Annotated in this window: 21 protein-coding genes and 1 riboswitch; of the genes, 6 read left to right on the forward strand and 15 right to left on the reverse strand. The window is 69.1% G+C overall.

Features of this window, described 5'->3' with window-relative positions:
• Positions 1-42 precede the first annotated feature (42 nt).
• On the reverse strand, positions 43-1,386 hold the full coding sequence (locus QQY66_RS12655; protein WP_301979317.1) for an NYN domain-containing protein: 1,344 nt from the start codon (positions 1,384-1,386) through the stop codon (positions 43-45).
• A 39-nt stretch (positions 1,387-1,425) separates the two neighbouring features.
• Positions 1,426-1,665 carry a hypothetical protein gene (locus QQY66_RS12660; protein ID WP_037719539.1) on the reverse strand — a complete coding sequence of 80 codons (240 nt, stop codon included), beginning with the start codon at positions 1,663-1,665 and terminating at the stop codon, positions 1,426-1,428.
• Positions 1,666-1,833: 168 nt separating this feature from the next.
• Here QQY66_RS12660 and QQY66_RS12665 point away from each other — a divergent pair, with 168 nt between their 5' ends.
• Positions 1,834-2,571, forward strand: a complete 738-nt coding sequence (locus QQY66_RS12665; protein ID WP_301979322.1) for a rhomboid family intramembrane serine protease — start codon at positions 1,834-1,836, stop codon at positions 2,569-2,571.
• A complete protein-coding gene (locus QQY66_RS12670; protein ID WP_210576181.1) occupies positions 2,568-2,849 on the forward strand; it encodes an Lrp/AsnC family transcriptional regulator in 282 nt (93 codons plus the stop codon). The genes QQY66_RS12665 and QQY66_RS12670 overlap by 4 nt, the downstream gene beginning before the upstream one ends.
• A 114-nt stretch (positions 2,850-2,963) precedes the next feature.
• Here QQY66_RS12670 and QQY66_RS12675 read toward each other — a convergent pair whose 3' ends face one another.
• The 7 genes from QQY66_RS12675 to QQY66_RS12705 form a co-directional block, all read right to left on the reverse strand.
• Positions 2,964-5,108, reverse strand: a complete 2,145-nt coding sequence (locus QQY66_RS12675; RefSeq protein ID WP_301979325.1) for a PQQ-binding-like beta-propeller repeat protein — start codon at positions 5,106-5,108, stop codon at positions 2,964-2,966.
• A gap of 68 nt (positions 5,109-5,176) precedes the next feature.
• A complete protein-coding gene (locus QQY66_RS12680; protein ID WP_301979327.1) occupies positions 5,177-6,538 on the reverse strand; it encodes an aminotransferase class V-fold PLP-dependent enzyme in 1,362 nt (453 codons plus the stop codon).
• Between the two features lie 142 nt (positions 6,539-6,680).
• Positions 6,681-6,797: riboswitch (SAM riboswitch) on the reverse strand.
• 77 nt (positions 6,798-6,874) lie between these two features.
• Positions 6,875-7,939 (reverse strand): anthranilate phosphoribosyltransferase, encoded by a 1,065-nt coding sequence (gene trpD / locus QQY66_RS12685; RefSeq protein ID WP_301979329.1) that lies wholly within the window; start codon positions 7,937-7,939, stop codon positions 6,875-6,877.
• Positions 7,940-8,151: 212 nt separating this feature from the next.
• Positions 8,152-9,789, reverse strand: a complete 1,638-nt coding sequence (locus tag QQY66_RS12690) for a cytochrome bc complex cytochrome b subunit (RefSeq protein ID WP_301979330.1) — start codon at positions 9,787-9,789, stop codon at positions 8,152-8,154.
• A complete protein-coding gene (locus QQY66_RS12695) occupies positions 9,786-10,841 on the reverse strand; it encodes a ubiquinol-cytochrome c reductase iron-sulfur subunit (protein WP_301979332.1) in 1,056 nt (351 codons plus the stop codon). The genes QQY66_RS12690 and QQY66_RS12695 overlap by 4 nt, the downstream gene beginning before the upstream one ends.
• Positions 10,838-11,647 (reverse strand): c-type cytochrome, encoded by an 810-nt coding sequence (locus QQY66_RS12700; protein ID WP_301979333.1) that lies wholly within the window; start codon positions 11,645-11,647, stop codon positions 10,838-10,840. Before QQY66_RS12700 ends, QQY66_RS12695 begins: the two co-directional genes overlap by 4 nt.
• 68 nt (positions 11,648-11,715) lie before the next feature.
• A complete protein-coding gene (locus tag QQY66_RS12705) occupies positions 11,716-12,336 on the reverse strand; it encodes a heme-copper oxidase subunit III (RefSeq protein ID WP_301979335.1) in 621 nt (206 codons plus the stop codon).
• A 145-nt stretch (positions 12,337-12,481) separates the two neighbouring features.
• Here QQY66_RS12705 and QQY66_RS12710 point away from each other — a divergent pair, with 145 nt between their 5' ends.
• Positions 12,482-12,883, forward strand: a complete 402-nt coding sequence (locus tag QQY66_RS12710) for a hypothetical protein (RefSeq protein ID WP_301979336.1) — start codon at positions 12,482-12,484, stop codon at positions 12,881-12,883.
• A 9-nt stretch (positions 12,884-12,892) separates the two neighbouring features.
• Here the strand turns inward: QQY66_RS12710 and QQY66_RS12715 are convergent, their stop codons facing one another.
• The 4 genes from QQY66_RS12715 to coxB form a co-directional block, all read right to left on the reverse strand.
• Positions 12,893-14,158, reverse strand: a complete 1,266-nt coding sequence (locus QQY66_RS12715) for an Ig-like domain-containing protein (protein ID WP_301979338.1) — start codon at positions 14,156-14,158, stop codon at positions 12,893-12,895.
• A 131-nt stretch (positions 14,159-14,289) separates the two neighbouring features.
• On the reverse strand, positions 14,290-14,688 hold the full coding sequence (locus tag QQY66_RS12720) for a cytochrome c oxidase subunit 4 (RefSeq protein WP_301979339.1): 399 nt from the start codon (positions 14,686-14,688) through the stop codon (positions 14,290-14,292).
• Positions 14,685-16,421 carry a cytochrome c oxidase subunit I gene (gene ctaD / locus QQY66_RS12725; RefSeq protein ID WP_301979340.1) on the reverse strand — a complete coding sequence of 579 codons (1,737 nt, stop codon included), beginning with the start codon at positions 16,419-16,421 and terminating at the stop codon, positions 14,685-14,687. The genes QQY66_RS12720 and ctaD overlap by 4 nt, the downstream gene beginning before the upstream one ends.
• A complete protein-coding gene (gene coxB / locus QQY66_RS12730; protein WP_301979341.1) occupies positions 16,418-17,377 on the reverse strand; it encodes a cytochrome c oxidase subunit II in 960 nt (319 codons plus the stop codon). The genes ctaD and coxB overlap by 4 nt, the downstream gene beginning before the upstream one ends.
• A 260-nt stretch (positions 17,378-17,637) precedes the next feature.
• Between coxB and QQY66_RS12735 the strand changes: the two genes are divergently transcribed.
• Complete coding sequence (locus QQY66_RS12735) at positions 17,638-19,017, forward strand: cysteine desulfurase/sulfurtransferase TusA family protein (protein ID WP_301979342.1); 1,380 nt, start codon at positions 17,638-17,640, stop codon at positions 19,015-19,017.
• Between the two features lie 89 nt (positions 19,018-19,106).
• Here the strand turns inward: QQY66_RS12735 and QQY66_RS12740 are convergent, their stop codons facing one another.
• Positions 19,107-20,081: a carbohydrate kinase family protein gene (locus tag QQY66_RS12740; protein ID WP_301979344.1), complete on the reverse strand. Its 975-nt coding sequence runs from the start codon at positions 20,079-20,081 to the stop codon at positions 19,107-19,109.
• 135 nt (positions 20,082-20,216) lie between these two features.
• Between QQY66_RS12740 and QQY66_RS12745 the strand changes: the two genes are divergently transcribed.
• Positions 20,217-20,426: a hypothetical protein gene (locus QQY66_RS12745; RefSeq protein WP_301979345.1), complete on the forward strand. Its 210-nt coding sequence runs from the start codon at positions 20,217-20,219 to the stop codon at positions 20,424-20,426.
• 146 nt (positions 20,427-20,572) lie between these two features.
• Positions 20,573-22,366, forward strand: coding sequence for a hypothetical protein (locus QQY66_RS12750; protein ID WP_301979346.1), 1,794 nt, complete (start codon positions 20,573-20,575; stop codon positions 22,364-22,366).
• 86 nt (positions 22,367-22,452) lie between these two features.
• Here QQY66_RS12750 and QQY66_RS12755 read toward each other — a convergent pair whose 3' ends face one another.
• Positions 22,453-22,809, reverse strand: a complete 357-nt coding sequence (locus QQY66_RS12755; RefSeq protein ID WP_030582488.1) for an iron-sulfur cluster assembly accessory protein — start codon at positions 22,807-22,809, stop codon at positions 22,453-22,455.
• Between the last annotated feature and the right edge of the window lie 5 nt (positions 22,810-22,814).

Below are 22,814 nucleotides of genomic sequence, written 5' to 3' on the forward strand. Positions count from 1 at the left end.
GACAGATCAGCCAATTCGGGCATTGAGTCTGTACGTTGACCTTCAGGACAGTCGCTTGAGAAGCACCGCAGACGCCACGGGTCGGGCGCCCGCCTTCGCGACCCCGTCGGCCACCTCGCGGTCGGTCGAGGCGACGATGACCGGACGCCCCGGCGGCTCCGCGCGCACCAGCTGGCGGATCAACTCGTCCGCGGTGACGCCCGGTTTGGAGAACAGCACCCGCACCCCGCGCGGCGGCGCGAGCAACACCGGCGCCGCCAGCTCGGCCCCGTCGAAGACACAGGTCACCTCGGCGCCGGTCTGCGCGGCGAGCTGCGAGAGCTGCCCGAGCAGCCTCAACCGCTGCTTCTCCAGGGGCATTTGGGGATAGCCGGTCTTGGTGACGTTGTAGCCGTCGACGACCAGATGCGCCTGCGGCAGTGCCAGCAGCTGGTCGAGGATCGCGGGGTCGTTTTCGGACAACGCCCGTGCCGCGATGTCTTTCGGCGTCATTCGTCCCGGTTCGACCGCATCCACGGTCTCGGCCGGGCGCACTGACACGGGCGGCAACGCCAACTCCCGCCGCAGCCCTTGGGCCGCGTCGAGCACGGTGTCCAGCAGCAGCCGTACCCGCATGTCCTCGACGCTGCGGCCCTCCCTGGCCGCCCGGCGGGTGGCCTCCAGGGTGGCCTCCGCCTCCCCGAGCCGCGCCTTGAGCCGGCGGCTCTCGCTCTCCGCGGCGGACACCTGCGCATGCGTCTCCGCGCGTACGGCCTCCATCTCGCCGTGCACCTTGCGCAGCGCCGCCTCGCCCCGCTTGACGTCACTGAGGGCGGCGCGCAGCTTGCGGTGCAGGGAATCGGCTTCCTTCTTCGCCGAGTCCAGCTCGGTGCGCAGCCGCTCGGTCTCGGCCCGGGTGTGCTCACGGGCCCGGTCGAGTTCGGTACGGAGCCGCTCCAGTTCGGCGCGGTTCTCCTCGTCGGCCCGCTCGGCGTCGGCGCGCTGGGCCTCCTCGCCGGCCGCGGTCACGAGCTTCACCCAGCCGGTGGGGCGCAGTACATAGGCCGCGGCCGCCACGTCGAGCGGGTCCGCGGCCGGTGGCGGCGAGCCTGAGTCGAGGGCGCCGGACAGCTCCGGCTGCGTCTCTCTGAACTTCTCGCCGATGCGCTGCCGGAACAGCGGATCGGTCTCCAGGGCGGTCGCCATCGCGTTGCCGGCGAACTTGGCCCGGCGATTGGGGGCGAAGCGGGCGTACTGTCGCAGCTGCGCGGGCAGTTCGGCGACGGTCAGCCCGCCGAATCCGTCCGAGACGATCTGCACGACCCGGCGGCGCACTCCGTCGGGCAGCGGACGGTCGAGCACCTCAGCGGCGCCGTCGCCCGGCCCCCCGCCTGCGCTCTCCACCATCCGTCACACCCCATTAGCTGTGCGGGGGCCGCTCTCCCGTCAGGAGCCGGCGCCCGGCCTGTCCACGAGTTCCACCTGGTCCACCGCGTTGCACCAGCGGCAGCGCACCGATTCGATCGTCTCACTGACCACTTCGCGCTCCTCCACCTTCGGCTCCCCGGCAAGATCAAGGTGGACGTACTCGACGACCTTCGACGAGCGGGTCACGTCGAAGCGCGTGAGATTGCCGCAGAGGGTGCAGCGCCACCGCGTGGAGGCGGTCGGCAGGGGAACCGTCATCGTGACTGTTCGCTTTCCTTCTAGTGTCCGTGTCACGCCAGCTTCCCTGATGCGTGTGGCTCGTAACCCTACGGCCTGGCGCGTACTCGACGCCCGTCCGTCCACCGGGCCGGTCCGGCGGCGAGGCGGTCTGTGCGGCTGCGTCCCGTTACGCCATGCTCTGGGGTCATGATCGGCAACTGGAGCACATCGGCGGCCAAGGCCATCCGGATCCCGTCGGCCCCGATGACGTACACCCTGATCGCCGCCTGCTGTCTGCTCTTCCTGGCCGGCCCGGCGGCGGGGCTCAATCCGGCGTACGGCTCCGGCGACGTGCTGCTCGCCGCCCAGCGGGACTACTTCCACCGCTGGGGGGTGGTCCCCGCAGAACTGTTCGAGGGCTCCCCGCGGGCGGCCCTCACTCCGGCCACGGCCCTGTTCGTACACGGCAGCTGGGTGCATCTGCTGGGCAACATGCTCTTCCTCTACGTCTTCGGAGCGATGACCGAGGAACGGATGGGCCGCATGCAGTTCACCCTCTTCTACGTCGGCTGCGGCTATCTGGCCCTACTGGCCTACGCGGCTGCCAACGCCGACTCCGAGCAGTCCCTGGTCGGTGCGTCCGGGGCGATCTCGGCGGTCCTCGGTGCGTTCCTGTACCTGTTCCCCGGAGCCCGGGTGACCAGTCTCCTCCCGTTTCTCTTCTTCCTCCCGCTGCGCTTCCCGGCCTGGGTCGTGCTGCCCTTCTGGGCGGCGCTGCAGTGGCTGGCGGCGGCCCGCGACTCCCAGGGTCCGAGCGTGGCCTACCTGGCCCATCTGACGGGCTTCGGCCTGGGTCTCTGTTACGCGTGGGCCCGATTCGGCCGGGCGACTAGAGTGAGGCGCACCGCAGCGACGCACGCCCCCGAGGGAGAGAAACAGCCGTGATCACCGCGATCGTGCTCATCAAGACCAGCGTGGACCGGATCCCCGAGATCGCGGAGTCGATCGCGGCGTTGGACTCCGTCAGTGAGGTGTTCTCTGTGACCGGCACCTATGACCTGATCGCCATGGTCCGGGTGAAGGAGCACGAGGATCTGGCGGACGTCATTCCGGGGCGCATCAGCAAGATTCCTGGCGTGGAGGGCACCGACACGCACGTGGCGTTCCGGACCTACTCCCAGCACGACCTGGAGGCGGCGTTCGCGATCGGGCTCGACAACTAAGCGCTCCGCTGGTGGGGCCGCGTTGTGCCGTCGGTCCACTGCGGCGCCGTCGTGGCTGGTCGCGCCCATGCGGCGGAGCCGCATACTGATACAGCCCCGCGCCCCTTCGGGGCGCTACGACTTCTTGGTGCCCAGGGCGAGGGCCGTGATGCCGTCGGCGGTTGCGACGTAGATCCGGCCCTGCTGGACGACCGGGCTCTGGGTGCCGAAGGACGCTCCGCCCTCCACGCGCTTCTCCCAGGTCCGCTTGCCGCGGCGGTTGACGCCGTAGAGCATCGAGCCCTGGCGCACATAGACGGTGTCGCCCGCGACCGTGGGTTCGCTGTACTGATTCCCGTTGCCGGGGAGCAGGAAGGTCCACGCGGTCGATCCGTCGGCGGGATCCAGGGCGACGAGTTCGAAGTCGTTCGCGGTGACGGCGAGACCGCCGAAGGGCACGCAGCTGACGTAGCGGCCACCGCCGAGGTCGTCGTTGTCCGAGTGCCACAGCGCCTTGCCGGTCCGGCTGATGCCGTGCAGCATCCGCTCGCCGCCCGATCCCACCACCAGCGTGTCGCCGACCCGGGCGGGCCGCCCGGTGTCGGACCCGGCGGGCGCCGACCAGAGCCGCTGCCCGCTCGCCGCGTCCAGGGCCTGCACCTCGTCCGCGAAGGTACCGACGTACACGACCCCGTCCGCCACCATGGGCTCGCTGGTCGGCGCCGCCTTCGTGGCCGTGTCCCAGCGCACGCTGCCGTCGGGGCGGTACGCCCGCACTCCGCCCGCCTCCGACGAGCCGCCGTACGACACCAGGACCAGCCCGCGCACGGCCACCGGGAACTGGCTGTTGCCCATGGCGAGCGGCTTGGTCCAGCGCACCTTGCCGCCGTGCCCGAGCGCGCACAGCTTCTTCGCGCCTTCCTGCCCGTCGTACAGCAGGCAGTACACGCCGCCCGCGGTGGCGAGCGGGGACATGACCTCGCCGCCCAGGTCGGTGTGCCAGACGTTCAGGCCGTTCAGGCCCACGGCGTGCAGCGAGCCGTCCATGCCGCCGACGTACACCCGCTTGCCGTCGGGCGACAGTGCGGCGCAGGGCCCGCGCCTCCCGCCGAGCCCCTGCACCTTGTACTGCCAGCCCACTCGTGACGCTCCCGAAGCGGAGGCGCTGGGCCCGCTCCCCGCCTGCCCCTTGCCGTCATCGGCGTCCCGCAGCCACAGCCACCCGCCGACGCCCCCGGCCGCCACGATCCCGGCACCGCCCGCCACGGCCCGCAGCAGCCGGCGCCGGGAGGGCGGCTCGGGCGGCGTGACCGTGGGTACGTCCGTGACCGTCACCGGGGCCACATACTCGACCCGGCTCTCCCGCTCCCCCGAGGCACGTTCCGGAATCCAGCGCTCACCACCTGGCTCGGGCTCTTCCGGGGCCTCGCCGGTGTACCAGCCCGCCCGCAGTCCCTCCCGCAGGGAGCGTGCGCCGTGCCCCACGGCCGCCACCAGGTCCACGGGCGTCGGCCGCGCGTCGGGGTCGTCCCGCAGACACGACTCCACCAGGGGCAGCGCCGCCTTCGGTACGGCGGACAGATCGACGTCCCCGGTCAGGATCCGCAGCAGGACGACCGAATCCTGACCCTCGCCGAACGGCTCCCGCCCACCGGACGCGTAGGCGAGGACCGCGCCCAGCGAGAAGACGTCGCTGGCCGGTCCGACCCGGGCGCCGTTGCGGATCTGCTCCGGCGAGACATAGCCGACCGACCCGACGACCACCCCGGTCTTCGTCAGCGCCGTCGCCTCCAGCGCCCGTACGATCCCGAAGTCGATGACCCGGGGACCGTCCGGCGCCAGCAGGATGTTGGACGGCTTGAGGTCCCGGTGGATCAGCCCCTTGGCATGGATCGCGGCGAGCGCCTCGCCCAGGGCGGCCGCCAGCAGCCGGACCGCCTCCTCGGGCATCGGCCCGCCGTCCAGCACCGCGTCCCGCAGATTCGGTCCGTCCACGAACTCCGTTGCCATCCAAGGCCGTTCGGCCTCGGTGTCGGCGTCCACGACGCGCGCGGTGTACGTGCCGGCCCCGCCGACGGTCTGCGCGGCCCGCACCTCGTGCCGGAACCGGGCGCGGAAGGTGCGGTCCTCCGCGTGCTCGGCCCGCACCACCTTGACGGCCAGCCGCAGCCCGCCCGGCGCTTGGGCGAGGTACACCTCCCCCATGCCGCCGGAGCCGAGTCTGCCCAGTACCTCGTACGGGCCGATCCGCCGAGGATCCGTCTCGCGCAGCACCTGCACCCCGTGCTCCCCCTGTTTCTCCGTACGGCCGCAGAAAGGAGCGTATACGCGGTGTCCGCGTCAAAGGGTCAGACAGCCGGGACGCAGCGCCCGTCCTCGGTGCGGTAGCGCCACTTCGCACCGTCCTGGACGAGTTCCTTCACGGCCTTCACAAAACGTTCGACATGCTCGTCCGGCGTGCCCGCGCCGAAGCTCACGCGGATGGCGTTGAGGGACTTCTCGCCGGGCGCGGCCTCGGGAGCGCCGCACTCGCCCTGGGTCTGCGGATCGCTGCCGAGCAGGGTGCGGACCAGCGGGTGGGCGCAGAACAGGCCGTCGCGGACGCCGATGCCGTACTCGGCGGAGAGGGCGGCGGCGAAGTGCGAGCTGTTCCAGCCGTCGACGACGAAGGAGATGACGCCGACGCGGGGGGCGTCGTCGCCGAAGAGGGAGAGGACGCGCACTTCCGGGACCTCGGCGAGGCCTTCCCTGACCTGCGCGATCAGGTGCTGCTCACGGGCGACCAGGGTGTCGAAGCCCGCCTCCGTCAGGGCCTTGCAGGCGGAGGCGATGGAGTAGGCGCCGATGACGTTCGGGGAACCCGCCTCATGCCGGGCGGCCGTGTCGTGCCACTCCACGTCCACTCCCCCGTCCGTGCGCCGGGCGACCTTCCGGCTGGCGCCGCCGCCCGCGAGATACGGCTCGGCCGCACGCAGCCAGTCGGCACGGCCGGCCAGGACGCCGGAGCCGAAGGGGGCGTACAGCTTGTGTCCGGAGAACGCGACCCAGTCGACGTCGAGGTCCTGCACGGAGACCGGGTGGTGCGGGGCCAGCTGGGCGGCGTCCAGGACGATCCGGGCGCCGTGCGCGTGCGCGGCTGCGGCCAGCTCTCGTACGGGCCACAGCTCGCCGGTGACGTTCGAGGCGCCGGTGACACAGACCAGGGCCGGGCCGTGCTGGTCACGGTCGGCGAGGGCGCGCTCCAGGGTCTCGACGGCCTGGCGCGGGGTGCGGGGCGCGTTGAGGTAGGTGACGTGGGCGTCCTGCCAGGGCAGCAGGGAGGCGTGGTGCTCGGTCTCGAAGACGAAGACCTGGCAGTCGGCGGGGAGCGCGGCGGCGAGCAGGTTGAGGGAGTCGGTGGTGGAGCGGGTGAAGACCAGCTGGTCGTCGGCGCGGCAGTCGAGGAACTCGGCAACCGTGGCGCGGGCGTTCTCGAAGAGGTCGGTCGACAGCTGGGAGAGGTAGCCGGCGCCGCGGTGCACGCTGCCGTAGTACGGCGCGTACGCCGCCACGTCGTCCCAGACGCGCTGGAGGGCGGGGGCGCTGGCCGCGTAGTCGAGCGCGGCGTAGGTGACCTCGCCGCCGGTGACGAGGGGGACGGTGACATCCCGGCCGAGAACGGGCAGCGGGGCGCAAACGGACTGGGCGGCGGCAGCGGTGGAGACGGACATGGGTGAACTCCCGTGAGAGGCGCACGCATGCGGCGTACGAGAAAGAGAAAAGGGTGTGCGGAGGCGGGGCTCTGCGGCCCTATCGCATTCGCTTGCTCACGGAAGACTCCCTCGAACGACCAGGACCCCTGGTTTCGAGAGGGGCCCGCGCTTGCCGCAGACCTCGCTGCCTACGGCCTGGTCTTCACCCGGGGCACCCCGCCACGGACGGAGGGTTGCCGGACAGTCGGCCGGGGCCTCATGACTGTCACTCATGACCTGGTCAGGAAAGTACGTCAAATGATCGACGTCCCGCAACCCGTGTCCGGATTGCGGGACGTCTCCTCGCGTTTCGCGTTACTTGTTGCTCGCGGCCACCCAGCGCTCCAGCGTCAGCTTCGCGGCCCCGGAGTCGATCGACTCCGCCGCCTTCTCCATCCCGGCACGGATCTGCTCGGCGAGCGAGGCACCGGTCGGCTCCAGCGCCACCAGGGCCGCCGCCGAGTTCAGCAGTACGGCCTCCCGCACCGGGCCCGTCTCGCCGTCCAGCAGGCGCCGGGCGACCTCGGCGTTGAAGGACGCGTTGGCGCCGCGGAGGGCCTGAACCGGCACCAGTTCCAGGCCGACGTCCCGCGGGTCGAAGGACTCCTCGGTGACCTTGCCGTCGCGGACGATCCACACCCGGGAGGTGGCCGTGGTGGTCAGCTCGTCCAGGCCGTCGTCACCGCGGAACACCAGGGACGAGTTGCCGCGCTCGGCGAAGACGCCGGCCACGATCGGCGCCATGCGGAGGTCCGCGACCCCGACGGCTTGCGCCCTCACCTTTGCCGGGTTGGTCAGCGGGCCGAGGAAGTTGAACGTCGTCCGGATGCCCAACTGGCCGCGCGCCGCCGCCACATGACGCAGCGCCGGATGGAACTTCACCGCGAAGCAGAAGGTGATCCCGGCCTCCTCTGCGACCTCGGCGACCCGCTGCGGCGTCAGCTCCAGATTGACGCCCAGCTTCTCCAGGACGTCCGAGGCCCCGGACGCCGACGACGCGGCCCGGTTGCCGTGCTTGACGACCTTCGCGCCGGTGCCGGCGACGACGATCGAGGACATGGTGGAGATGTTCACGGTCTTCGCGCCGTCACCGCCCGTGCCGACGATGTCGACCGTGTGCCCCGGCACCTCGATCACATTCGCGTGCTCGTACATCGTCCGGACGAGCCCGGCGATCTCCTCCACGGTCTCGCCCTTGGCGCGCAGCGCCACCGCGAACCCGGCGATCTGCGCGTCTGTCGCCTCGCCGCGCATGATCCGGTCCATCGCCCAGGCCGTGTCGTCGGCGCTCTGGTCACGGCCCTCCAGCAGACCGTTCAGCACCTCGGGCCAGGAACGGCCCGCCGCGATGTCGCCTCCAGCGGGGGTCACAGCGCTCATAAGGCCGCTCCTGGTCGTCGTAGAAACAGAACTGTGGTGGACCCCACCCTATCCAGCTCAGGGCACGGCGAAGGGCCCCCGTCCGAAGACCGGACGGGGGCCCTTCAGCCGTGGCGTTCGGCCGCGCCCCGAAGGGGCGCGGGGAACTGCGCGACCAGCTACAACGGCGCCGCAGACGACAACCGACACAGCCCGGCACTGTCAGCGCAGCGTCAGTGGTGGCCGTGGCCGCTCGTGATCTCCTTGTACTCCTCGACGGACGGCTTGGGGATCTGGGCCTCTTCGCCGTAGTACGCCTTGCTGAGCTTGGCGCGCAGCTTCTCGGAGCCCTTCACCTTGCGCTCGACACCGTTCTCGTCGACCGTCGGGCCGATCTGGGCCGGCTCGTACTGCTCGTGCGCGGTGAGGGTGTACAGCGCGTCCTGGCTGAGCGGCTCGTGCACCTCGATGAACTCACCGTGCGGCAGGCGCTTGATGATGCCCGACTCGCGGCCGTGCAGCACCTTCTCCCTGTCCCGGCGCTGGAGGCCGAGGCAGATCCGCTTGGTGATGACGAACGCGATGACCGGGGCGACGAAGAACCCGATCCGGACGAACCAGGTGATGGCGTTGATCGACAGGTGGAAGTGGGTGGCCCAGAGGTCGTTTCCACCACCGATCAGCAGCACCATGTACCAGGTGATCCACGCGACACCGAAGGCCGTACGGGTCGGCGCGTTGCGCGGGCGGTCCAGGATGTGGTGCTCGCGCTTGTCGCCGGTGACCCAGGACTCGATGAACGGGTAGACCGCGATCGCGACCAGCACGAGCGGGAAGATCATCAGCGGGATGAAGACGCCCAGGACGAGCGTGTGACCCCAGAAGTCGATCTCCCAGCCCGGCATGACACGGATCAGGCCCTCGGAGAAGCCCATGTACCAGTCGGGCTGGGCGCCGGTGGACACCTGGTCCGGACGGTAGGGGCCCAGGGCCCAGATCGGGTTGATCGTGGCGATCGCCGAGACGGCCGCGATGACACCGAAGACCAGGAAGAAGAAGCCTCCGGCCTTGGCCATGTAGACCGGCAGCAGCGGCATGCCGACGACGTTCTTGTTGGTGCGGCCGGGACCCGCGAACTGCGTGTGCTTGTGGTAGAAGACCAGGATCAGATGGCCGACCACCAGGCCGAGCATGATGCCCGGCAGCAGCAGGATGTGGATCGAGTAGAAGCGGGCCACGAAGTCGCCGCCCGGGAACTCCCCGCCGAAGAGGAAGAACGACAGATACGTGCCGACGATCGGCACGGACAGGATCGCGCCCTCCATGAAGCGGACACCGGTGCCGGAGAGCAGGTCGTCCGGGAGCGAGTAGCCGGTGAAGCCGGTGAACATGCCCAGGACGAACAGCAGGAAGCCGAACAGCCAGTTGATCTCACGCGGCTTGCGGAACGCGCCCGTGAAGAACACACGCATCATGTGCACGAACATGCCGGCCAGGAAGACCAGCGCCGCCCAGTGGTGGATCTGCCGGATGAGCAGACCGCCGCGGACGTCGAAGGAGATGTGCAGCGTGGAGCTGAACGCCTCCGACATCAGCTGGCCCTGCAGCGGGACGTAACTGCCGTGGTACTCCACCTCGTTCATCGACGGGTGGAAGAACAGCGTCAGATACACACCCGTGAGGATGATGATGATGAAGCTGTAGAGGCAGATCTCACCCAGCATGAACGACCAGTGGTCGGGGAAGATCTTGCGCATGTTGGTCTTGGCGAGGGAGTAGATCCCCAGCCGGCCGTCGGCCCAGTCGGCTACGCGCTCGCCGCCCGGTGCCTTCCCGCGGTCGCGGGACTCTTTGTTGGTCGCAGTACTCATCCGCGCTCCCAGAATGCAGGACCGACGGGCTCTTCGAAGTCGCCGAGCGCCTCGAGGTAGCCCTCGTCGTTCACGCCGATGCGCAGCTGCGGCAGGGCGTGACCGGCGGGACCGAAGATCACTCGGGCACCGTCGGAGAGGTCGAAGGTGGACTGGTGGCAGGGGCAGAGCACGTGGTGCGTCTGCTGCTCGTACAGGGAGATCGGGCAACCGACGTGGGTGCAGATCTTCGAGTACGCCACGATGCCCTCGTGGGACCACTCCAGCTCGCGCTTGTCCTTGATGTCGCCCGGCTGGATCCGGACGATCATCAATGCGTCCTTGGCGATGTTGACCTGGAAGTCGTGGTCGTGCTCCTCCAGGCCCTCGGGCTTGGCGAAGGTGAGCGAGCCGACGACGACGTCGGAGGGACGCAGCGGCTCGTCGGTGTTCATGTTGACGAGCAGCTTGCCCCGGCGCCAGCTGGTGTGGCGGAGCTTGGTCTCGGGCAGCGGGCCGAGGTCGCGCAGCAGGACGACGCCGGAGAGCGGGACCAGGGCCAGCGCGCCGAACATCGTGTTGCGGATCAGCTTGCGGCGACCCAGCGCGGACTCCTTGGCGCCCTGCTTGAAGTCGGCCATGACCTTGGCCTTGACCTCGGGCTCCGCCTCGATCGCGTGGCGCTCGTCGACCATCTCCTCGTCCGACATCAGCGTGCGGGCCCAGTGGACCGCGCCGGCGCCGATGGCGAAGAGGGCGATGCCGAGCGTCATGCCCAGCGCGAAGTTCAGCCCGCTGATGTGGCCCAGCGGGAAGATGTAGACCGACTTGTCGGCGGGGATCGTCACATACGCGGCGATGAAGCCGACGGTGGCCAGCATCGACACCGTGAACAGCATGGCCACCGTGCGCTCGGACCGCTTGGCGGCCCGCTCGTCGATGTCCTGCACCCGGTGCTCATGGGGCGGCAGGCCGGGATCCGCGAACGGGTCCTTGTCGTCCGCGACGCCTACGGCGCCGTGCGTGTCCTGCTCAGCGGGCAGGTTCTCTTCTGGAATGTCTTGGCTACTCATGACTTCTTGGCCTTTGCGGTCCGAGCGGCGACCCAGACGGCGACCGCGATCAGCGCGCCGAGTCCGAAGACCCACGAGAACAGACCCTCGCTGACCGGACCGAGTCCGCCCAGCTCGAGGCCGCCGGGGCTCTCGGTGTCGTCGCTGTTGACCGCGTCGAGGTACGCGATGATGTCCTTCTTGTTCTGCTCCGACAGGATGGTGTCGGGGAAGGAAGGCATGTTCTGCGGGCCGGTCTGCATGGCCTCGTAGATGTGCTTCGGGTCTACGCCCTCAAGGTCTGGTGCGAACTTGCCGTGCGTCAGCGCGCCGCCCTTACCGGTGAAGTTGTGGCACTGCGTGCAGTTGGTGCGGAACAGCTCACCGCCCTTGGCGATGTCGGCGTCATCGGGGCTGTACTGCCGCTCGGTCGGAACGGACGGACCGGCACCCAGCGAGGAGATGAAGGCCGCGAGCTGGTCGATCTCGGCCTGCGAGTAGACGACCTTCTTCTTCGGGACCTGCGCGCCCGGCTGCTGGGCCGGCATACGGCCGGTGCCCACCTGGAAGTCGACGGCCGCGGCGCCCACGCCCACCAGGCTCGGACCGTCGGAGGTGCCCTGACCGCCGGTGCCGTGGCAGCTGGCGCAGCCGACGGCGAAGAGCTTCTTGCCCTCGTCGATGGCGAGGGACTGGGCGGTTGTATCGGCCTGCGCCTTGTCCGCGGGTGCGAACACGGCGTACAGCCCCCCGGTGCATGCCAGCGCGAGGAGTAGAACGACGACCGCGGCCAGCGGATGGCGTCGTCGTGCGGAGAGCTTTTTCACGGATTACCCCGGTGTCAGGATCTTCTGCGTCGATGCTTCTGGAAAACGGTGCGGGACCGCGGCCCCGGCTACTTGATCATGTAGATCGTGGCGAAGAGGCCGATCCAGACGACATCGACGAAGTGCCAGTAGTAGGACACGACGATGGCGGCGGTCGCCTGCTCGTGAGTGAACCTGCTGGCCGCGTAGGTGCGGCCGAGGACGAACAGGAAGGCGATGAGACCACCCGTCACGTGCAGGCCGTGGAAGCCGGTGGTCAGGTAGAACACCGAGCCGTACGGGTCGGACGAGAGCGAGAGACCCTCGTGCTTGACCAGCTCCGTGTACTCGAAGACCTGACCGCCGATGAAGATCGCGCCCATGACGAAGGTGACGATGAACCAGCCCCGGAGCTTCTTCACATCACCGCGCTCGGCGGCGAACACGCCGAGCTGACAGGTGAGGGAGGAGAGCACCAGGATCGTGGTGTTGGCCGCCGAGAACGGGAAGTTCAGGCTGGACGCCATCTCCTTCCAGTGATCCGGCCCGGTCACCGATCGCAGGGTGAAGTACATCGCGAAGAGGGCCGCGAAGAACATCAGCTCGGAACTCAGCCAGATGATGGTTCCGACGCTGGTGAGGTTCGGTCGATTGACCGACGGGTGCGCGTGACCCTTGTCTACTGTCGTTGCTGTCGCCACGACCGACATTATGTCGGTCGCTTATCCCGCCCTCACTCCGGGGGTGCCGTTCGGAGTGTCTCTCCCGGCCGTACCGGTGTTGACGTGGTGTTGAAGGGAGTAGCATCCGGCCCAACGGGCCTGATCCTTACGACGCTGATGTCACGGAGGAACCATGCAGCCGACCGCCACGGTGCTGGTCTACAGCGACGACTCCAACACCCGCGAGCAGGTGCGGTTGGCCTCCGGCCGGCGGCCGGCTCCTGATGTCCCCTTGGTCGAGTTCCTGGAGTGCGCCACGCCCGCGGCGGTGGTTGCCGAGTTGGACAAGGGGGGCATCGATGTCTGTGTGCTGGACGGTGAGGCCGTCCCGATGGGGGGCATGGGGGTCTGCCGTCAGATCAAGGACGAGGTGTTCAACTGCCCGCCTGTCCTGGTGCTGATCGGTCGGCCACAGGATGCGTGGCTGGCTACGTGGAGCCGGGCGGATGCGGCGGTGACGTTGCCGGTGGATCCGGTGGAGTTCGCTGCGGCGCTGGCTTCCTTGCTGCGGGAGAACAAGGCGCTGAGCGCCTGATGGGGCGCCTCACACAGCCGTCGGCCTGAGCCTTGCCGCGTCCTCCGGGGTCGGGCCCTCCGGGTTGCCCTTGACGAGGGCGCTGCCCTTGCGCCAGTGCTTCCACTGGAGGTTCCAGTCGCCGAAGCCGTTGCCGAAGGGTTCCATGGTGTTGCCGTAGGAGTTGACGACCTCGACCAGGTCCCCCTCGCGGACGTTCTCGTAGAACCAGGCGGCGTTGCCGGTGCTCATGCCGGTGCAGCCGTGGCTGACGTTGGCATAGCCCTGGGAGCCGACGGACCAGGGGGCGGCGTGGACGTACTCGCCGCTCCAGGTGACGCGGGTGGCCCAGTAGACGGGCAGGTCGTACGACTCCGAGGAGCCCTCGGCGATACCGATGCTGGTGCCGCGCATGCGTACGAAGTACTCCTTGCCGAGTACGACCTTGACGCCGTTGCGGGTCTCGAAGCCGGGCTTGCCGGTGGTGACGGGGATCTCGTTGATCGCCTCGCCGTTCTTGTAGACCGTCATGGAGTGGGACGAGGCGTCCGTGACGGCGATGACCTTGTCGCCGGTGGTGAGTTTCAGCGGCTTCGTCCCGCCGCCCCAGAGCCGGTCGCTGATCTTTATGCCCTCCAGGGTGCTGCGGACCCGGATGGTGGCGTGGGTGGGCCAGTACTCCTTGGGGCGGTAGTGGAGGTTCTGGTCGTCCACCCAGTGCCAGGCGCCCTCCGCCGCGGGCGTGGACTCGACCTTGAGCGCCCGTTCGATGATGGCCCGCTGGGCCTTGAGCTTGATGGGCTGGTCGAGTTCGGCCGTGATGGGCTGGCCGACGCCGTACTTGCCCGCCTGCGGCCCGAACTCCACCTTCAGGCGCTTCTTGGTGAGGGGCTTGCCGGTGTCGAAGCTGAGGACCTTGCGGCCGGGCGCCCCGTCCTCGTCCTCCGTGCTCACCCGGACGGTGTAGTGGGCGTTGGCGGCCAGCGGTGAGGTGCTGTGCCAGCGGGAGCCGTCGGCGGAGAGCTCGCCGGCCACGAACCTGCCTCTGCCGTCGCGGGCCGTGACATCCGTGATGCGCCCTTCGGAGTCCTCTGCGACGACCTCCAGGGGCTTGTCCGGGTCGGCCTTCTTCCCGCCCTTGGAGGAGCCGTTGAAGGCGATCTGGTCCGCCGCGTCGTACGGTGCGGCGGACAGCGGGTTGCCGTCGCTGCCGCAGCCGGTGACGCCCGCGCCGAGGGCCATCACCAGCAGCGTGCAGCCGACCGCGGTGCGGGTGGTGCGGGGTGAGTCGTTCATGGCTTCACGCTAGGAAGCCTCGTCAACCGTGGCGCGCTGGGTGACCCGTACGGGGGAACGCGATTGCGGCAAAAGGAGGAGCCCGGACCCTCCTTGACGGAGTGTCCGGGCCCCGGAGCGCTCGGCGTGTGTTACTGGGTGCGGTTCTCACCGCGGTAGTACTCGAAGACCCAGCCCCACAGGCCCACCAGGATCAGCGGTGCCGAGAAGTACATCAGCCACCAGCCGATCGCGATCGACAGGAAGGCGAGCGCGCCGCCGACCGCGAGGGAGAGCGGCTGCCAGCTGTGCGGGCTGAAGAACCCGACCTCGCCGGCGTCGTCCGCGACGTCCGCCTCCTTGTTGTCCTGCGCACCCACGTCGACCCGCCGGGCGGTGAAGCCCAGGTAGAAGCCGACCATGATGCACAGACCGAAGGCCAGGAAAAGGGCCGTGGTACCGGCCGGCTCCTTCGACCACACGCCATAGACGACCGCCGTGGCGAGGACGAAGACGCTCAGCCACATGAACATCTTGCCCTGGATCTTCACTTGCCGGCCTCCTTGCCGCCCGCGAGAGCCTTCTCACCGTGAGGCGCGTTCTCGAGCTGGTCGAGAGCGGCGATCTCGGGGTGGTGCAGGTCGAACGCCGGGGATTCGCTGCGGATCCGCGGCAGGGTGAGGAAGTTGTGCCGCGGCGGCGGGCAGGACGTCGCCCACTCCAGCGAACGGCCGTAGCCCCACGGGTCGTCGACCTCGACCTTCTTGCCGTACTTCGCGGTCTTCCACACGTTGTAGAAGAACGGCAGGATCGACAGGCCGAGCACGAACGAGCTGATCGTCGAGATCGTGTTCAGGGCCGTGAAGCCATCGGCCGCGAGATAGTCCGCGTACCGACGCGGCATGCCCTCCGCGCCCAGCCAGTGCTGGACCAGGAAGGTGCCGTGGAAGCCGATGAACAGCGTCCAGAAGGTGATTTTGCCCAGGCGCTCGTCGAGCATCTTGCCGGTCATCTTCGGCCACCAGAAGTGGAAGCCGGCGAACATCGCGAAGACGACGGTGCCGAAGACGACGTAGTGGAAGTGCGCCACCACGAAGTACGAGTCCGAGACGTGGAAGTCCAACGGCGGAGAGGCCAGGATGACACCGGTCAGACCACCGAAGGTGAAGGTGATCAGGAAGCCGACCGCCCAGAGCATCGGTGTCTCGAAGGACAAGGAGCCCTTCCACATCGTTCCGATCCAGTTGAAGAACTTCACGCCTGTTGGTACGGCGATGAGGAACGTCATGAAGGAGAAGAACGGGAGCAACACTCCGCCGGTGACGTACATGTGGTGGGCCCACACCGTCACGGACAGACCCGCGATCGCGATGGTCGCGCCGATCAGACCCATGTAGCCGAACATCGGCTTGCGGGAGAAGACCGGGATGACTTCGGAAATGATTCCGAAGAATGGCAACGCGATGATGTACACCTCTGGATGGCCGAAGAACCAGAAGAGGTGTTGCCATAGCAAGGCGCCGCCATTGGCGGAGTCGAAGACATGCGCCCCGAATTTTCGGTCCGCCTCCAGGGCGAACAGCGCTGCCGCGAGCACCGGGAAGGCCAGCAGCACCAGGACCGCGGTGAGCAGCACGTTCCACACGAAGATCGGCATGCGGAACATGGTCATGCCGGGGGCGCGCATGCAGATGATGGTGGTGATGAAGTTGACCGCGCCGAGGATGGTGCCGAAGCCGGAGAAGGCCAGACCCATGATCCAAAGGTCGGCGCCGATGCCCGGGCTGCGGACCGCGTCGGAGAGCGGGGAGTAGGCGAACCAGCCGAAGTCGGCCGCACCCTGGGGGGTGAGGAAGCCGCCCACCGCGATCAGCGAGCCGAACAGGTACAGCCAGTAGGCGAACATGTTCAGCCGCGGGAACGCCACGTCGGGCGCGCCGATCTGCAGCGGCATGATCCAGTTCGTGAAGCCGGCGAACAGCGGCGTCGCGAACATCAGCAGCATGATCGTGCCGTGCATCGTGAACGCCTGGTTGAACTGCTCGTTCGACATGATCTGCAGGCCCGGACGGGCCAGCTCGGCGCGCATGAAGAGCGCCATCACGCCACCGATGCAGAAGAACGCGAACGACGTGACGAGGTAGAGCGTTCCGATCGTCTTGTGGTCAGTGGTGGTGAGCCACTTGATCACGACGTTGCCGGGCTGCTTGCGCCTGACCGGCAGCTCGTCCGTGTAGTGGGACTCCGCTGCGGCGGCACCCTGGGGTTCGTTGAGGATGCTCACAGGTTTGTCGTCTCCCGGTTCTTCTCGTGGCTCGTCTGCGCGATGCCGGCGGGAACGTAACCGGTCTGCCCCTTCTTGGCGAGGTCCTTGAGGTGCTGCTCATAGCGCTCAGGGGAGACGACCTTCACGTTGAACAGCATCCGGGAGTGGTCGACGCCGCACAGCTCGGCGCACTTGCCCAGGAAGGTGCCCTCCTTGTTGGGGGTCACCTGGAAGGAGTTGGTGTGGCCCGGGATGACGTCCTGCTTCATGAGGAACGGCACCACCCAGAAGGAGTGGATGACGTCCCGGGAGGTGAGGATGAAGCGGACCGTCTTGCCCTTGGGCAGCCACAGGGTCGGGCCCGGGTTGCCGGTCTGCGGGTTCCGGGTGCCGGGCGTGCCGACGTCATAGACACCGCCGGCGTTCGCCGGGAAGTCGTCCTTGAACCGGTTCGGGATCGCGTCCAGGTTCTTGTCGGTCTTCGCGTCACCGGTGGAACCGTCGACGTTCTCGACGTAGTTGAAGCCCCAGCTCCACTGGAAGCCGACGACGTTTACGGTGACGTCCGGCTTCTTCTTGAGGCTGAGGAGCTCGGACTCGTCGCGGGCCGTGAAGTAGAAGAGGACCGACACGATGATGAGCGGGACCACCGTGTACAGCGCCTCGATCGGCATGTTGTACCGGGTCTGCGGAGGAACCTCGACCTTGGTGCGGCTGCGCCGGTGGAAGATGCTGCTCCACAGGATCAGGCCCCAGACCAGCACGCCGGTGGCGAGCGCGGCCGCCCAGGATCCCTGCCACAGGGAGAGGATCCGCGGAGCCTCTTCGGTGGTGGGGGTGGGCATACCAAGGCGGGGGAAGTCCTCGTATGTGCAACCGGTTGCAGTCGCCAGGACCAAGCCCGCGGTCAGTGCCTGCAGCAGCTTCCGCCGCATCGGGCGCCGCGGCGAGCGGTCGGAGCCGTAGGGACTCACGTAGCGCCTTCCCGAGAGTCTCGCCCGCGCTGTTCGGCTGCGGCCTTCTCGCTGGTCGGTCGCCGCCCTGCGTCGGGCAGGGGTTTGGATGTTTATGCGGACCAAACCCTAGCCGACGCTCTCCGAGGGTTCGCGGGGAGGGGTGCCTAGTGAGTGGGGTGGTTCGCTGGTTTGGCGGCTGCGGGTTCGTTGTGGCTTGTCGCGCAGTTCCCCGCGCCCCTTTAAGGGCGTTGCACGTCCGTACGTCTTAGCGTTGCTGTGTGTCCTACTTCGATGCTGCTTCAGCCGCTCCCCTTCATCCCGTTGCCCGGCAGGCCTTGCAGGCCTCTCTCGACGAGGGGTGGGCCGACCCGTCCCGGCTCTACCGTGAAGGGCGGCGGGCTCGGTTGTTGTTGGATGCGGCTCGGGAGGCTGCGGCCGAAGCCGTGGGGTGTCGGGCGGATGAGCTGGTCTTCACCTCGTCCGGTACTCGGGCTGTGCACTCGGGAATCTCGGGGGCGTTGGCGGGGCGGCGACGGGTGGGGCGTCACCTGATCGTGTCAGCGGTCGAACATTCCTCGGTGCTCCATTCGGCCGATGCGCATGAGGCGGACGGCGGGACGGTGACGCAGGTTGCGGTGGATCGGATGGGGGTGGTGGCGCCTCAGGCGTACGGCGCCGCTCTTCGGCCCGATACCGCGCTCGCCTGTCTGCAGTCGGCCAACCATGAGGTGGGGACGGAGCAGCCGGTTGCCGCTGTGGCCGAGTTGTGCCGGGAGGCGGGGGTGCCGTTGCTGGTGGATGCGGCGCAGTCGCTCGGGTGGGGGCCGGTCGAGGGTGAGTGGTCCTTGCTCACGGCCAGTGCGCACAAGTGGGGTGGGCCGTCGGGGGTCGGGCTGCTCGTGGTGCGCAAGGGGGTGCGGTTCGCCGCTCAAGGGCCCGTGGACGAGCGGGAGTCGGGGCGGGCGGCCGGGTTCGAGAATCTGCCGGGGATCGTGGCGGCGGCGGCCTCGTTGCGGGCGGTGCGGGCGGAGGCGGCGCAGGAGGCGGTACGGCTGCGGGAGTTGACGGAGCGGATCCGGGCTCGGGTGGCGGAGTCGGTGCCCGATGTGGAGGTGGTGGGGGATCCGGTGCGGCGGCTGCCCGGGATCGTCACCTTCTCCTGTCTTTATGTCGACGGGGAGACATTGCTGCACGAGCTGGATCGTGCCGGTTTCTCCGTGTCGTCCGGGTCGTCCTGCACGAGCAGCACGCTGACGCCCAGCCATGTGCTGAGGGCCATGGGGGTGCTGAGTGAGGGAAACGTGCGGGTTTCGCTGCCGTTCGGGACTCCGGCGGAGGACGTCGACCGGTTCCTGGAGGTGCTGCCGGGGGCCGTGGCGGCGGTGCGGGAGAAGTTGGGGGCGCCGGTGCCCGCGACGACGACCGTGCGGGAGGACGTCCTGGTCGTGGACGCGCTCGGCAAGCGGTGCCCGATCCCCGTCATCGAGCTGGCGAAGGTCATCGGGGACGTCCCCGTCGGCGGCACGGTCCGCGTGCTGTCGGACGACGAGGCCGCGCGACTGGACATTCCGGCGTGGTGCGAGATGCGGGGGCAGGAGTACGTCGGTGAGGAACCGGCGGAGAAGGGAACGGCGTATCTGATCCGCCGGTCGACATGACCCACCCAGGGGCGCGGGGAACTGCGCGACCAGCCCCCACGCCCCCGCACACGACAACGCTCGAGTGCCCGGCAGACGAATAGTCGACGTCAGCCCAGGTGAGCCCTGACCTCTTCGGCCGCGTCATGGCCGTACGCCTTCGTGAACCGATCCATGAAGTGCGCCCGGCGCAACTGGTACTCCTGGGTGCCGACCGTCTCGATGACCAGCGTGGCGAGCATGCAGCCGACCTGTGCGGCGCGCTCCAGGGAGACGTCCCAGGCGAGGCCGGAGAGGAAGCCGGCGCGGAACGCGTCGCCGACGCCGGTGGGGTCGGCCTTGCGCTCCTCCTCGGGGCAGCCGACCTCGATCGGGTCCTCGCCGACGCGCTCGATGCGGACGCCGCGCGAGCCGAGCGTGGTGACGCGGGTGCCGACCTTGGCGAGGATCTCGGCGTCGGTCCAGCCGGTCTTGGACTCGATGAGGCCCTTCTCGTACTCGTTCGAGAAGAGGTACGTCGCCCCGTCCAGCAGGATCCGGATCTCCTCGCCGTCCATGCGGGCGATCTGCTGGGAGAAGTCGGCGGCGAACGGGATGGACCGGGAGCGGCACTCCTCGGTGTGGCGGAGCATCGCCTCCGGGTCGTCGGCGCCGATCAGGACCAGGTCGAGGCCGCCGACGCGGTCTGCGACGGTCTTGAGCTCGATGAGGCGGGCCTCGCTCATCGCGCCGGTGTAGAAGGAGCCGATCTGGTTGTGGTCGGCGTCCGTGGTGCACACGAAGCGGGCGGTGTGCAGCGTCTCGGAGATCCGGACCGAGTCGGTGTCGACGCCGTGCCGGCCGAGCCAGGAGCGGTAGTCGTCGAAGTCGAAGCCGGCGGCCCCGACCAGGATAGGCCTGGTGCCGAGCTGGCCCATGCCGAAGGCGATGTTCGCGCCGACCCCGCCCCGGCGTACGTCGAGGTTGTCGACCAGGAAGGAGAGCGAGACCGTGTGCAGTTGGTCCGCGACGAGCTGGTCGGCGAAGCGGCCGGGGAAGGTCATGAGGTGGTCGGTGGCGATGGAGCCGGTGACTGCGATGCGCACGGCTAGGTATCTCCAACGGATGCGGAGGCGGATTGACAGTTAACGCTACCGGGTCGGCGTGGTGACGTTGAAGCGACCAAAACTACCCGATAGTAGATCTTTCTTCGCCGACTCGGACGTGCTTACGGTGCCGTCATGACGAAACTCGACGTCCATGCTCCGGTCCCGGTCGATCTGGAAGGCGACCTGGCGTCGCTGCGCGGCGACTGTGCCCGGATGGCCCCCCACTGGACGGTTCCGGACCGGAGCGCCGCCCTTCCCGTCTCCCCGTCCCTCATTCACGGGGTGAGCGTGCCGAAGAGGTCCGCGCGGCTGCTGGACGCCATGTCGGACTACGGCGACTGATTCAGCGCCGTCAGGGAACCGCGCGCTCCCCCGCTGCGTCCCATCGCTGTCCCCCTTAGAGGGGATGCGGAATACGACCCATCGCCCGCGCCGAATTGGCAGGGCCGGGTCAACAGGGACAGCTGTGCAGGCAAAGGAGCGATGCGGTGAACACCGAGCGACCCGACAACGACGACGCGGGCGCCTCCGGCAAGGACGCGGAGGAGGCACGGGTGGAGAAGGGCGCCGTCGGTGCCGCCGAAGACGCCGGGACAACTCGGGACGCCACTGACACCGCCGGGAAGGGCGAGGGGGGCCAGGAGGCCGAGAGGGCCGAGGCGGCGGGGGTCCCGGAGGGGAAGGGCGCCGCGGAGGAGCCCGGCGCCGAAACGTCCGGCGCCGACCCTGCACCCGGCACGGAAGCGCCCGACACCGACGCCCCCAGCGCCGAAACGCCCCACGCCGACACCTCCGACCTCCACGTGGTTGCCCCTGAAGAGGGCTCTGCGGCGCGGCCCCCTCGGCGGCGTTCGCCCGTCGCCATCGCCTCCGTCGCCGCGGCCGTTCTGCTCGTCGGCGGTGGTGGGGCGTACTTCGCCGCCACCGCGTCCAGTGGTTCGGACGGCCGTACGTCGTCCGGGGCCCCCGGCGGCGACGGCACTCCCCCGCCGCTCGCGCTCGACGGATACTCCGAGGGCAGCGCCGGTATCGCGCCGGGCGAGCCCGACCCGAACGGGGTGACGTACAAGGCCGAGGGTGAGATGCCGGACGGTCCCGATTCCGCACCCGTGTACCGGGCGAACGGTGGGGTCACCGAGGATCAGGTGGCCGAGCTGGCTGCCGCACTCGGCGTGGACGGGACGCCGGTCGCCCAGGGACAGGCCTGGACGGTGGGCGCGAAGGACGCGGCGGGGCCGAGTCTGCAGGTGAACAAGGCGGCGCCGGGTACGTGGACGTTCCACCGGTACGCGCCCGGGACGGACGACTGCGAGAGCACCACCGTCTGTTCCAAGGACCCCGCCGATCCGGCGGGCGATCCGGTGAGCCCCGAGACCGCCGAGCAGGCAGCCGCGCCGATCCTCAAGGCCGTCGGGCAGGACGACGCCAAGATCGACACGAGCCAGGTCATCGGCGCCCAGCGGGTGGTGAACGCCGATCCGGTGGTCGGCGGAATGCCGACGTACGGCTGGACGACCGGACTGACCATCGGCGCCGAGGGCGAAGTGGTAGGCGGCAGCGGTCAGTTGGAGGCGCCGGTGAAGGGGGACACGTATCCCGTGCTGAGCGCCGAGAAGACGCTGGGTCTGATGAACAAGGCTCCGGCGGCCGACCATCGGATGGGCATCGGCGGGTGCGCCAGTCCCGTACCGCTGAAGGACCGGCTGGAGGCGCCGTGCGGGTCGGAGAGCGGCGCCCCGCAGCAGACGATCACCGTCGAGAAGGCGGTGTTCGGGCTGGCCTCGCATACCGTGGGCGGGCAGCCGGCGCTGGTGCCGTCCTGGCTGTACGAGGTGCGGGCGCCGGGCGCCGAGGACGCCTTCACGGTGACTCATCCGGCGGTCGACCCGAAGTACCTGGCCTCGCCGACGACTTCCGCGCCGAGCGGGCAGCCCAGCACGCTGCCGACCTCGCCCGGCGATGAGCCGACCTCCGCGCCGGCCCCCCGTGAGGTGACGGTGCAGGGCTACACGGCCGAGGGCAGCGAGCTGACCGTGGCCTTCACCGGCGGCGTCTGCGCCGACTACGAGGCGACGGCGACCGAGGGCGGCGACAAGGTGACGGTCACGGTGACCGAGAAGCCCTGGCCGGGCAAGGTCTGCATCATGATCGCGAAGGAGTACCACCAGACCGTCCAGCTGGACGAGCCGCTGGGCGACCGGAAGGTCGTCGGGGCGGACGGCAAGGCGGTCCCGCTGGAGAAGGCGGGGGCGCGGCTGCCGGAGGCGTCCGGCAGCCGGTGATCTGCCGCACACAAGCGTGAAGGCGGCGGCCCCGTACGGGGCCGCCGCCTTCACATCACGCTTGAGGCTTGGCTGAGGCTTGAGGCTTAGCTGAAGGAGTCACCGCAGGCGCAGGAGCCCGTCGCGTTCGGGTTGTCGATCGTGAAGCCCTGCTTCTCGATGGTGTCCACGAAGTCGATGGAGGCACCGCCCAGGTACGGAGCGCTCATGCGGTCGGTGACGACCTTGACGCCGCCGAAGTCCTTGACCACGTCACCGTCGAGGGAACGCTCGTCGAAGAAGAGCTGGTAGCGCAGGCCGGAGCAGCCACCGGGCTGAACGGCGACGCGCAGGGCCAGATCGTCACGGCCTTCCTGGTCGAGCAGGGCCTTGACCTTCGCCGCGGCGGCGTCGGACAGGATGATGCCGTCGGTGACGGTGCTGGTCTCGTCCGATACGGACATCTACA

The sequence above is a fragment of the Streptomyces sp. DG2A-72 genome (assembly GCF_030499575.1).
In the GTDB taxonomy this organism is placed as follows: domain Bacteria; phylum Actinomycetota; class Actinomycetes; order Streptomycetales; family Streptomycetaceae; genus Streptomyces.

Bases quoted from the DNA above. Each gene is read 5' to 3' on its own strand.
- QQY66_RS12655 (WP_301979317.1), bottom strand. From the start codon at position 1,386: ATGGTGGAGAGCGCAGGCGGGGGGCCGGGCGACGGCGCCGCTGAGGTG.
- QQY66_RS12660 (WP_037719539.1), bottom strand. From the start codon at position 1,665: ATGACGGTTCCCCTGCCGACCGCCTCCACGCGGTGGCGCTGCACCCTC.
- QQY66_RS12665 (WP_301979322.1), top strand. From the start codon at position 1,834: ATGATCGGCAACTGGAGCACATCGGCGGCCAAGGCCATCCGGATCCCG.
- QQY66_RS12680 (WP_301979327.1), bottom strand. From the start codon at position 6,538: ATGTCCGTCTCCACCGCTGCCGCCGCCCAGTCCGTTTGCGCCCCGCTG.
- trpD (WP_301979329.1), bottom strand. From the start codon at position 7,939: ATGAGCGCTGTGACCCCCGCTGGAGGCGACATCGCGGCGGGCCGTTCC.
- QQY66_RS12690 (WP_301979330.1), bottom strand. From the start codon at position 9,789: ATGAGTACTGCGACCAACAAAGAGTCCCGCGACCGCGGGAAGGCACCG.
- QQY66_RS12695 (WP_301979332.1), bottom strand. From the start codon at position 10,841: ATGAGTAGCCAAGACATTCCAGAAGAGAACCTGCCCGCTGAGCAGGAC.
- QQY66_RS12705 (WP_301979335.1), bottom strand. From the start codon at position 12,336: ATGTCGGTCGTGGCGACAGCAACGACAGTAGACAAGGGTCACGCGCAC.
- QQY66_RS12710 (WP_301979336.1), top strand. From the start codon at position 12,482: ATGCAGCCGACCGCCACGGTGCTGGTCTACAGCGACGACTCCAACACC.
- QQY66_RS12715 (WP_301979338.1), bottom strand. From the start codon at position 14,158: ATGAACGACTCACCCCGCACCACCCGCACCGCGGTCGGCTGCACGCTG.
- QQY66_RS12745 (WP_301979345.1), top strand. From the start codon at position 20,217: ATGACGAAACTCGACGTCCATGCTCCGGTCCCGGTCGATCTGGAAGGC.
- QQY66_RS12755 (WP_030582488.1), bottom strand. From the start codon at position 22,809: ATGTCCGTATCGGACGAGACCAGCACCGTCACCGACGGCATCATCCTG.